The sequence below is a fragment of the Flavobacterium sp. genome, from assembly GCF_044368625.1.
Taxonomy (GTDB): domain Bacteria; phylum Bacteroidota; class Bacteroidia; order Flavobacteriales; family Flavobacteriaceae; genus Flavobacterium.
The window spans coordinates 1-11,450 of sequence record NZ_JBIPPD010000099.1 but is presented as its reverse complement, the minus strand read 5'-3'; the positions used below and the strand labels follow the sequence as shown (position 1 = coordinate 11,450).

Below are 11,450 nucleotides of genomic sequence, written 5' to 3'. Positions count from 1 at the left end.
AACTGTTTCTCCAGCACAAATTACATAGGGAGTTCCTGTAAAGGCTACTTGCCAGTTTGAAACACTTGCTCCTACTGTGAAACTAACTGGAGCACTCTGACAACCTAAAATATCTACTACAACCGTGTAAACTCCTGCACCTGAAGTCGGTAATACGTTTGAACCTGAAACCACTTGCGTTCCATTTGGTAATGTATAGGTATACGTTACTGGTGTGTTGTTCGTGTTGTTCGTTACTACTGCAGTAAGCGCTCCCGGCTCTGTTGGACACAACGTTAATGGACCCGTAAAGCTTACATTCCACTGCGTGTTAGATGGTGAAACTGTAAAGGTTTGCGTAGATGTACAGCCTAAGATATCCACTTCTACTTCGTAAACTCCTGTGTCATCAATGTTCAATACACCACTGCTATTTACCACCTCAGTTCCATTTGGCAAAGTAAACGTATAGCTTACAGGCGAATTGTTCGTGTTGTTGGTCACAACAGCCGTCAGTGTTCCACTCTCATCTGGACATAAACTTGCATTACCGTTAAAAGTAATGTCCCATTCATCTGTCGATTCTGCAACTACAAATGTTTGCAGTGTAGTACAACCCAAAATATCAACTACAACCTCGTAAACTCCTGTTTCATCAATGTTTAAAACACCAGTACTGTTTTCTACCTGTGAACCGTTAGGCAAAGTAAAATTATATGTTACAGGCGAATTATTTGTGTTATTCGCCACGGTTGCTGTAAGTGTTCCCGTCTCATCTGGACATAAATCTGGGGTACCATTAAAGATGACGTCCCAATCATCTGTTGATTCTATAATTTCAAAAGTTTGAGTTGAAGTACATCCAGCATTATTTACAGTAACAGTATAAAGACCGTAACCAGATGTTCCAACAATAACTAAAGAACTTCCTGTTGCGCCAACAATAACATCACCATTGAATGTCCATCGGATTCCAACTGAATTCACATCAAAATCACTATTTGTTGGAACTACAGTAATGGTAGTTGTTTCTTGTGGACAAATTTCTAAATCACCTGATAAAGTAAACTGAGGAGTTAAATCCTGCACTACTAAATTAAATGAAACTACTTGGAAACAATTTGTAGTAAGTAAATTAACTCGTACCCAAATTTCTTGCCCGTTTACTCCCGCAAAAGCTTCCGCTTGAGCCAGAGTCAATGCATTGGCTAAGTTATTATTAATCGCATCTAATTCTGTTAGGAAATAAACTACATCATGCGTTCCTGGTGCATAAATGGATAAAACTTCATCTCCAGCAACTGTTAAATCAAAAGTACCTGCTCCAGAGGCGTCACACAACACTAGACCAGCTGGGTCTTCTGCATCAATATCAATAAAATATTCTACAATTACAGAGTCAGTAGTTACACAGTTGGTATTTAAGTAAGCTGCTTGAATAAAATAAGTGCCCGATTCTGAAACTACCAATACTGGACCTGTTGCCCCAGGAATTAAAGTAGTACCATTAAACCATTGAATATCATAAAGCGCAGGATTTAATCCAGAATCTAATATAACATCATCACCCTCACAGAGTGCGTTTCCATTTGCAATCAAGTAATCATCTGGTAATACGATATTTCCAATATCAAAACTACCTCCCTCTAAGAATACAGCAGAATCATACGCCGTATCATTATAATCAGCAATTACCATTTTAATATGGTACGTGTTTCCTGGAATTACTGGTGAAGTCGCTACTAAAGGAACCGTAATTCCGTTAAAATTAATTGGCGCTCCTAAAACTCCTGCTGGATTAGCATAATAACTTCCGAAAAGATCTGGGTTATTTGAAGTACAACCTGCATTATACTGATTGTCCCGAATATTAAATACCGAAACTGGAGTATTCGTGCCTGGAATTACCGCAAGATTTACAGGGGGAGTTCCTGCAGTTACATCGGTTAAGATGAACGCAAAAGCATCACTAAAACCACATTGATAAGTACCGTACTCTTCCGAAGCAAACATAAAATTGAAATTAATAACAGGATTGATCGCAATAAAATCAAATTCAAGTTTTGTTGAATTGTTTAATGTCCCGAAAAGAGGTGGAGTTTGAGCCGCTAAGATAGCTGATAAATCCGCATCTCCGCCTAAACCTCCACCAGACAAAATTGCCGTGTTTGGTCCAACTGCTGAAGTTGCACTACCCGTTACCATTACAATTCCATCTTCAAAAGGGAAATTAGATGGTCCTTGATTAAAATAACCTATACCATTTGTGGCTGCAGTTGTACCTGTAGCCCAAGTAATATTTGAAACCGTAGCACAAGTAGATTGAATCAATATATCGGTTACTAATTGTGGTACTGTATATTGCGTAGTGCTTACTGTAATTGGTGGTACAATACTTCCTATACACAAGTCAAACCTAATATCTTCTAAAGTTGACGCATTCGACCAAACTCTAATTAAGTACGTGTTACCTGCAATTAAATTATTAACCAACGTTTGATTATTGTTATGACATGCAATGAAGGTCAAACTTCCACAGTTATTACCTGTATACAATGAACTGTTTAATGTAGTTGCTGTACCTACAATATTCTGGAATGTAAGGATATGTGTTGGACTAGTAGCCACAAAACTAAACCATACGTCGTCGTCTTCTTGTCCTGGACAATTGCTTGTTAATGCTGAAGCCGTTGCTCCAGTGATAGAACCTGGAGTTACTAAAACGCAATCCAATCCTGCATTTACAACAGCTGGTGTTGCTGTATCACATTCGTCGTTTGTAATGGGTTCTGGCGTTGTAATACAAAGCGTAAATGAAGCAGACTGATTTATATCATTACCATTTGTGTAAACTCTAATCTTATACGTATTTCCCGCCACTAAATTCCCAACAACACTTGTATTCACGTTAGTTGGACTACAAAATATCTGCGTTAAAGCCTCACAATCTGCACCTGAATAAACCGCATAACGAATATTAGTTGTTGAACCTATTATATTCGATAATGAGATAATATGAATGTTGTTTGTAGCCACAAAACTATACCAAATATCGTCATTCTCACTTCCTGGACAAGTTGATATTTGTGCTGATGCTGTTCCTCCTAATGTATTTCCTGTTACCGTTTGCGCACAAATTCTGTCTGGGTTTACCGGTACTGGAATTGCATTTGCACATTCGTCATTTACAGGCTTTGTAATAAAAGTTATGGGTGTCAATAACGTCCATGTGCTTACTTCTGTTGTTGAACAGATTGCGCGAACATAATATTGGTATCTTGTTCCTGGAGTTAAATTATCTGCAATAAAGTTGGTATTGATAGGAGCTTGATAGTATCCTGGCAATCCTGGGTTTACTGGAGATCCATTTACTGGAAGTGCTCCTCCTTCTGGTATCGCATAAACTTCCCAAGCTATAGCCGTTCCTGTTTCGGTCCAACTTAAATTAGCCGTAGTTTGGGTTACACTGTTTACTACCATATTTATTGGTTTCGGACACGATGGTGGCACACAGTTTCCTAACGAGGTATCGGAATACAATACCGTCAATGGTGTTCCTTGTCCTGGTAATTTCGTGTACTCTACATCTAAGAATGGATTAATTACTTGTAGTCCAATACCTTCTGGTAAAGTTCCTGCTACGCTCCAAAATAAATCATATGGCACATTGTTACATAATGCAACCGTGATTCCGTTGGCATTATTCACTCCACCCGTTCCTAAAGTTGCCACTACAATTCCGTTTTGACGTACTTGAATTCTACCGCCGTTCCAGTTGTTGTTTGTTGTATTGGTCAATAAGAATTTGAAGTTACACTTTTCTGTTGCAGCACAAGTATCTGTATTAAAAACAAATGGACCTGTCCACGTACTTGCATCATCACCCGGCTGACACACCGCTCTTACATAATAATAGTAGATGGTAGCATTTGCCAATGCAGGCAATGCAGGTGTTGTAGTCGCTGATAAGGTTTGAACCGCACCCGCTGTACCTGTAATATTCTGAATCCAAAAACTTCCTGCTGGAACTGTTGGAACTATTCCCGGTGAGGCTGGTGGTACTGCATTGGGTGCTGCTAATAACAACACTTCCCATTGTGTTTCCAATGCTCCTGGTGTCCATCCCAATACAACTGTTTCCGCGCTAATTCCATTGATTGGAGCGGGCGATGTGGTTCCTGTTACCGTTTGATTAACTGGCTTTGGACATGTTGGCAATGTTTTAAAAGTATGTACCGGCGACCATGGCGAGTTAGTTGGATTGTTACACTGAACGCGTACATAAACATCATACAAAGTGTCTGGCGCAAGTGCGTTTGGTACAGGGATGTTAAAACTAAATGGTGCGGCTGGCCCATTTACTCCTGAATAGGTTGGAGTTGTTCCTGCAACAGGTGCTGGTGAACCTGCGGGAACGATATAAATATCAAATCCAACATTTTCAGTTGCGGGTGCAACCCAATTGATGGTTCCTCCTGTTGTTGTAATCGGGTTTACCGTTACGTTGGTTGGTGCCAAATTACACAATGGAGTGGTACAATTGATGGTTCCTTGGTATATCGAAGTCCCTACCATTGAGGCTGTTCCATTAATGGTAGCAATCGTTTGTCCGAAAGAGTTTACTACCGAAACAATACATTGTTGGGGTTGACTTCCTGCTACAGTCCAAAAGATATCAAAGGGTATGTTGTTACAAACCGTTACTGCAATATCTACTGGTCCGGCTCCGGAAGTGTAAGTGGCTCCAATGGTTTCCAAAACAATTCCGTTTTGACGGATTTGCATTCGCGCTCCATTCCATCCGTTGTTCGCACTATCGGTCATTCTAAATATGTAGGTACACTGATCGGCTGATGCACAAAGTTGCGTGTTGAACAAGAACGGTCCTGCCCAAGCACTAAACACACCTGGTGCACATTCTGAACGAACCCAATATTGGTATAAAGTTGCTGGTGATAAATCCGTAGGAGTAAAACCCGGTGTAGTACTTCCTGTATTTACCCCTGCTCCTGCTGGAACTGAGCTTCCTTGCGGCTGAACGGCTACTTGATAGCCAAGAACGTTTCCTGCTGGAGCAGTCCATGTGAAATTGGCACTAGTCAATCCAATAGTATTAATCCCTAAATTCGTAGGTTTTTCAGTACATCCCTCGCATTGAATTAATAAATTATAGGCTACTGTAGCAGTAGGTAAATTAGAAGAAATTACAATAATATAAGTAGTTCCTGCTGTTACTGCATAATTGATGATTCGAGGAGCATTGGTCGCGTTTCCTACAGCGGCCAAACACGCTCCTGTTAATCCTGCACAACTTGGATAAATAAACATCGAAGACCTCGTTTCGGTAGGACTCAATGTAAAACTTACCGTACAATTTTCGGCAGCAGTATAACTATAAAACACATCGTTTCCAGACTGGTAGTTTACACCCCCTGGAATACAACTTGCTAATTGAGGTCCCGCCAATGTATTTCCAAAATTACCCGTATTGTTTACTGTTTGGTAGGGTAAACTTGGTATTATAATCGCATCCGAACAAGCCGTTCCGATGGCAAGTGTAGTAAAATTAAAAGGACCAACCCATTCACTAAAGTTACCACTGCCACAATTCGACCTTACATAATATTTATAAGTGGTGCTTGGCAAAAGTCCGTTAGCATTTAAAGTATTACTTAGACTGGTAGTGGTAACAATACCTTCAAAAGTTTGTGCGGAAGGTAAAATACCTATTTGATAGCCTTGTGAACCAGCTGATGCGCTCCAAGCTAAAGCAGCACTCGTAGCCGCAATATTACTTGCACCTAAACCAAGTGGTGGGCTACATTTTTGAACCACATTGATGTCGTCTAACGACCAGCGGTCTCCGCCAACAGCTGCAGTAGGCTGTGTATACACCCGTACAAAAGCTATAAAACGGTTGGCTCCAAATGCTGCGGCAGGAAAATCTACCACTTTCTCTTCTACTACATTAAATACTGCATTGAGTTGTGGTTCCGTCCATTGTTGCAAAACAGTGTAAGCGGCTAAATTGCTTTGATTTGGGTCAGAAGACACACGAATTTGATAAATCGTTCCATTGTCTCCAGCAAGCGATTGTTTGGTAAAAAATCGAAGTTGTCCATTGGTTGGAATTGCTGTTGAGGGTGAAATCAACCAGTCCTCGGAAGTGTTTCCTGCACCAATCTCTTCTCGATTCATGTAGGCAGTTTGTGTTCCGCCATTGTTGGTAATAATTACTGCTGCATTATTTGCAATAGTCCAACTTTGTCCATTTCCAACTCCATTACTGGTGACCAACCATCCCACGGGAAACCCATTGGGTACTGTTGATCCTGGAGCCTCAAAGTTCTGCGGGAACTGAGAATACCCTACGACACAGTAAAAAAGAGTGAGTAATAAAAGTGTAATTTTCTTCATAAAATGAAAAATTTATAGGTTGTTTGATAAATTATCCCGTAGTAAGGGAATTCAAATTTAACTAATTTTAAGAATAATTAAAGGAAAAAACGTAATTTAACTAATTAACTTGTAAATGTGATATTCAAAAAAAAAAGAATTGTGCAAAAAGAAATCAACAAAAATCTTATAAAATAGATAGTTTCAAGAGATTTAGTATCTTTGATTTTTTTAAAAACAAAAATGTCTACAGCCTCTTCAAAAAAAATATATTTTGCTTCAGACCAGCATTTTGGGGCGCCAACAGCTGAATTAAGTTTTCCAAGAGAACAAAAGTTCGTTCGTTGGCTAGATGAAGTAAAACACGACGCCGAAGCGATTTTTTTATTAGGCGATTTATTCGACTTTTGGTTTGAATATAAAACAGTTGTTCCAAAAGGTTTTGTTCGGGTTTTAGGGAAACTAGCAGAAATTAAAGACAGCGGAATATCCCTCTTTTTTTTTGTAGGAAACCACGATTTGTGGATGGCTGATTATTTTGAAAAAGAATTAAATATACCCACTTTTCGAGACAATAAGGAATTTACTTTTGGAAATAAAACCTTTTTAATTGGGCACGGCGACGGAAAAGGCCCTGGCGACAAAGGTTATAAAAGAATGAAAAAAGTATTTAATGCTCCTTTTTCAAAATGGCTTTATAGATGGCTTCATCCTGATATTGGAATGAAATTAGCACAGTATTTATCGGTTAAAAACAAACTTATTTCTGGAAATGAAGATGTAAAATTCTTAGGCGAAAACCAGGAATGGCTCGTATTGTATGCTAAAAGAAAATTGGAATCTAAACATTACAATTATTTTATTTTTGGCCATCGCCATCTTCCTATGCAAATTGAAGTGGGTCCCGATTCTGAATACATCAACTTGGGCGACTGGATTGGCTATTTTACTTACGGCGTTTTTGACGGTGAAAATTTCGAATTGAAAGAGTTCTAAGCCAGCGTTAAACCGAAAGTAAAATTTCGAAAAACTGTAGTAGATTCATTTGCCTTTTGGTGATGAATAAACAATTTTCAAAAATTGTATCTTTCTTTTTTTTACTTCTGTAAATCAGCACCTTACATCAAAGTCGGCCTTATTTTTATACAAATTTTCATTCTGTAAAATCTTGATTTAAGTATTATTGCAAGATAGCTGAATTCTAAATTTCTCCGGCTTTTGGCATTGCAATTTTAATTTGAAAGAACTCTCTTACATGATAAAGTTCTTATCCCGTTTTTTCCATAAATTTCAAGGATGATTTTAACTCTTTTTCATTATAAGAAAACTGAACTTTTTTTGTTAGCTTTTTTCATCTTAGTATCTAGTCTAAAAGTAACACCAATTTTGAGTACGGACATTGAAAGACTCAAAAGATAGCTTGTCAAAATTTTTATAATCAAAATTTTGACAAGGGTTTTACATAAATCTTAGGATTATGGGCTTGCAAAAGTTGCTTTTAAGGTCATTACATTTGGAAGGAATAATTTTGTAATAGTTGTTTTTTTTTGATTAATAATAGTACAAAGCTGCTACACGAAAATAATTCTTAGTTGTACATTATAATTTGAGATATCAAGAAAAAGTTTATGGTAAAAACCTTGTAACAAGTTGGAAACACTTGGCTTTAAAATCCCAATATTCATTATTGAATCATGTTCATTATAGCTGAATCAATTTTGTTTAAATCATCTGCCGAGGCTTCTAAATGTTTTCCTTTTACTTTTAAAAACTCTTTTTTTGTTGCTGTTGCATTTGCATAAATACGTTCAGCATTTACAAACGGAATTACCGTATCGTCCTGACTATGAATAATGAGGAGTGGCTTTTTTATTTGCGAAACATACTTTTCAGAAGCGTATATTTCTTTTATAAATAATCGTGTCATAAATTTTTTTCGGTTTCCATTACTTGCCAAATCTTTATGCGAAGAAAAAGCCCCTTCGGTAACCACGCCATCTATTTTGTTTTGCATTTTGGCAGCTACACAAAGTGCTAAATTACCACCGTAAGACATTCCGTGAATAAAGACTGGCATGTTGTGAACATCGGTTCTTGATTTTACATAATTTATAGCATCTTCGCCGTCTACTAATAATTGTTTTCTGGTCGCTTTTCCTTCAGAGAATCCAAAACCAGAGTAATCAAAAATAAAAACTTGGTATCCCTTTTTAACCAATGGTAAAACAAATTTCATTTGATAAAATAAATTGCTTCCATTTCCATGAAAATGAATTAAAGTAGCCTTTGCCACACCGTTTTCGGGCCTCATCATCCAGCCGTGAAGTAAATAACCGTTAGACGATTTAAATAAGGTACTTTCGGGAATATATTGTAATGAAATTGGCTGATTGTTTTTATCAAAAAATGACGGTTGATGGTTCTCAATAGAGAAACGAATGATCATTGAGTCGGTTACAGTTTTATTCACTACTAATTTCTGAAGGTCCTTTTTGAAGGTTATGGGCCGAAGAAAGTTTTTGTCAAAAGCACACGAAACGCTTAAAATAGCTACTAAAATTAAGAGAAGAATATTTGATTTTTTCATGTATAGAGTCTTTTAAATTTTTTGATTAAATTGATTTTTTGTGGGGTGCTAAAAATTTGTTTACTATTTTTTGCGAAGTTGGAATAATAATTAGTGCAGGTAAAATCCATAAAATCCAACCATTAGCCATTTGAATGTTTACTACAATAAAAGCGGTCACTGTGGCGGTGTAAGCACCCGCCATTCTTGAAGCATGGCTTTTTATCCAATGTGTTTTATCTGTTGGCGGATGCTTGAACTTTATGGCATCTTTGTAACCCAAGCCTATCGAAACCAACCCAAAACTGCAACTAACTACCCAAAACATATTTCCTTTACTGAATAAAAATACACCCAGACCAATAATGGCAATTCCTGAAATTACACCCGTTGCAACGATTAAATAATCCAATAGTTTTGGTTTTATAATTGCTACGTGTAGCCTTTTTAAAAACAAAATTCGGTATCCTGTGGCAGCAAGATAAAAACTAAAGAAACCAACCAATAATAAAAACAAATTTCCACTCACTAGACTCATATAGATACTGGTTAAAAAAATACCCAACATACTATAAAAGAAAACTTTACCAGCAATTTTATGCAACTTTAGTGTTTTATTAATAAATAGAGCTAAAGTTCCGGCGGTTAGCCCAAATGCACCAAAGAATATGTGAACAATTAAAACAATTGGAACAATTTTTGCGGTAGTCATAATAAATTTGTGTGTTTAAATTTGATTTTGCGTTAGGGATGGAAGGGAAAATCCTTTTTTGTGATTGTGAGGAACGAAGCAATCACAAAAAAGATTGGAATGAAAGCCCGACGGCATTTTTCTTGCCGTAACGCCCAACTGAGCATACTTAATTTTCAGTTGATTTTTTTAGTAAATCCAAACCGGTTTGGTTCATCTTTTCCATGTCGGCTTTCGCACCAGACAATCCCATGAAAAAAGCTGCAATTAAAGGTGATTCTACAGTAAAATCTTGAGTTACTTTTATTCCGTTTGGTGTTTCTTCAAACGTATAATCAAAAGTGGGTTTGGCTTCAAATGGTTTTAAAATATCGCATTGCATACTTATAAAACTGCCTTCTTTTATTTTCTTGATTTCTTGATAACCCAAATCTTTACCACCATTGCCGTTCCAATGGTATTGTGCTCCAACAGTGCCATCGGTTCCTTTTACCTCATACTTTTGAGTTGGATCTTCGGCAAGAAACGGAGACCATTTTGGGAAATTTTTTAAATACTTGACTTGATCAAAAACTTCTTGTTTTGAACCTTTGATGGTAATTGATTTTACGATGTTAATGCTTGTGAGTTTACTAGCATTATAAAAGCCGTACGCTAAAAAAACTATTACTGCTACTGTGATAATTGTTACGATTGTTCCCATTTTTGTTTTCATTTGAAGTTAAATTAAATTGTTTAAGAGTTTTATTTGAATATTAATGAACAGCTGTTTTTTGACCACAATTTGAACAATAGTTCGTGATGATTTTAAGTTGCAATTGAGGCAGTTTTTGGTCATTTTAACGCTCTGTGATTTAATGATTTTTAAACTAAAAATCATTTTATTTTTGAAGTTAAATTTTCATTTTTAAAATTCCTTGCACTTTGTGCTTTGTTTGCCCACTAAAGTGATTAAATACTAATATAAATTATTGATTTTCAATGTTTAATTACAGTTACGGAACAATGAGTCCTTAGTGATTATTTTATTATAAAATCAATTATAATACCTAAAACAGGTGGTAAAATCGTTAATAAATTGCAGCCTAAAAGAAATGCAACTAATGCTTTAATATAGTTGTACCATTTGTTTTTACCATAAAAATTAGCTATTGCCCATGAAGAATATATAAAACACACGATAGTGTATGTTTTCATAAAATTAAAGTGCAGCAAAGTAGAAAATAATCCAGTTATAGCTGCAAGTAATATATCGACCCCTATAATGTAACACATAAGAACCAAAACTTCGAAAAATGTATACTTAGCTTTAAAAAATATTATTTTTAGAAAAAGCGCTACAAACAAACCAAGAATTATACTATAATAGCCCAAGTTAGCGTTACACCAATTTTCAATGATTGTAATGGTATTGTTGTTAATTACTTTTTCTACTGCGTCATCGTGAAAATGAGCAAACTTATTGGTGATATTGTACAGTAAAGTGGTGATGACTAAAAAAAGAACGGGTTTTGTGATTTTGGTTCTGTTTTCAGTTATAAATTCATTGATTGTGAGTCCTGGCGTATGTAATAATTTTTTTATGGTATAGAAAATTCCTCTTTGGAGGTGCAAAATATGTTCCAGTTCATGAATAATATATTTGCTGTCAATGCGCCGCAGTTTTTCATCTTGTTTGGTATTCATTGGCTTTTTTTATTAAGTTTTTAATGTATATCCGTAATTGCTCATATTTTTGTATATTTGTTTGATAGATAAATTATTGGGTATGAATATTTTTAGTTTTGGAGTCGAATTTAGTAGTGAAGCCAATTGTAT

6 protein-coding genes are annotated in these 11,450 nt (G+C 36.3%); 1 reads left to right on the top strand and 5 read right to left on the bottom strand.

What is annotated here, in order from left to right:
• On the bottom strand, positions 1-6,396 hold a 6,396-nt coding region (locus ACIQ2X_RS08955), incomplete at its 3' end, for a choice-of-anchor L domain-containing protein (RefSeq protein WP_396178588.1).
• Between the two features lie 222 nt (positions 6,397-6,618).
• On the opposite strand from ACIQ2X_RS08955, the gene ACIQ2X_RS08950 reads away from it, so the two are divergent.
• On the top strand, positions 6,619-7,371 hold the full coding sequence (locus ACIQ2X_RS08950; RefSeq protein WP_396178587.1) for a UDP-2,3-diacylglucosamine diphosphatase: 753 nt from the start codon (positions 6,619-6,621) through the stop codon (positions 7,369-7,371).
• Between the two features lie 688 nt (positions 7,372-8,059).
• Here the strand turns inward: ACIQ2X_RS08950 and ACIQ2X_RS08945 are convergent.
• The 4 genes from ACIQ2X_RS08945 to ACIQ2X_RS08930 all read right to left on the bottom strand — a co-directional run bounded on the left by ACIQ2X_RS08945 (position 8,060) and on the right by ACIQ2X_RS08930 (position 11,318).
• Positions 8,060-8,962, bottom strand: a complete 903-nt coding sequence (locus tag ACIQ2X_RS08945) for an alpha/beta hydrolase (RefSeq protein ID WP_396178586.1) — start codon at positions 8,960-8,962, stop codon at positions 8,060-8,062.
• A 25-nt stretch (positions 8,963-8,987) separates the two neighbouring features.
• A complete protein-coding gene (locus ACIQ2X_RS08940; protein WP_396178585.1) occupies positions 8,988-9,653 on the bottom strand; it encodes a hypothetical protein in 666 nt (221 codons plus the stop codon).
• Between the two features lie 148 nt (positions 9,654-9,801).
• Positions 9,802-10,347 (bottom strand): SRPBCC family protein, encoded by a 546-nt coding sequence (locus ACIQ2X_RS08935; RefSeq protein ID WP_396178584.1) that lies wholly within the window; start codon positions 10,345-10,347, stop codon positions 9,802-9,804.
• Between the two features lie 305 nt (positions 10,348-10,652).
• Entirely contained in the window at positions 10,653-11,318 is a 666-nt protein-coding gene (locus ACIQ2X_RS08930; RefSeq protein ID WP_396178583.1) for a DUF3667 domain-containing protein, read from the bottom strand.
• Positions 11,319-11,450: the final 132 nt, after the last annotated feature.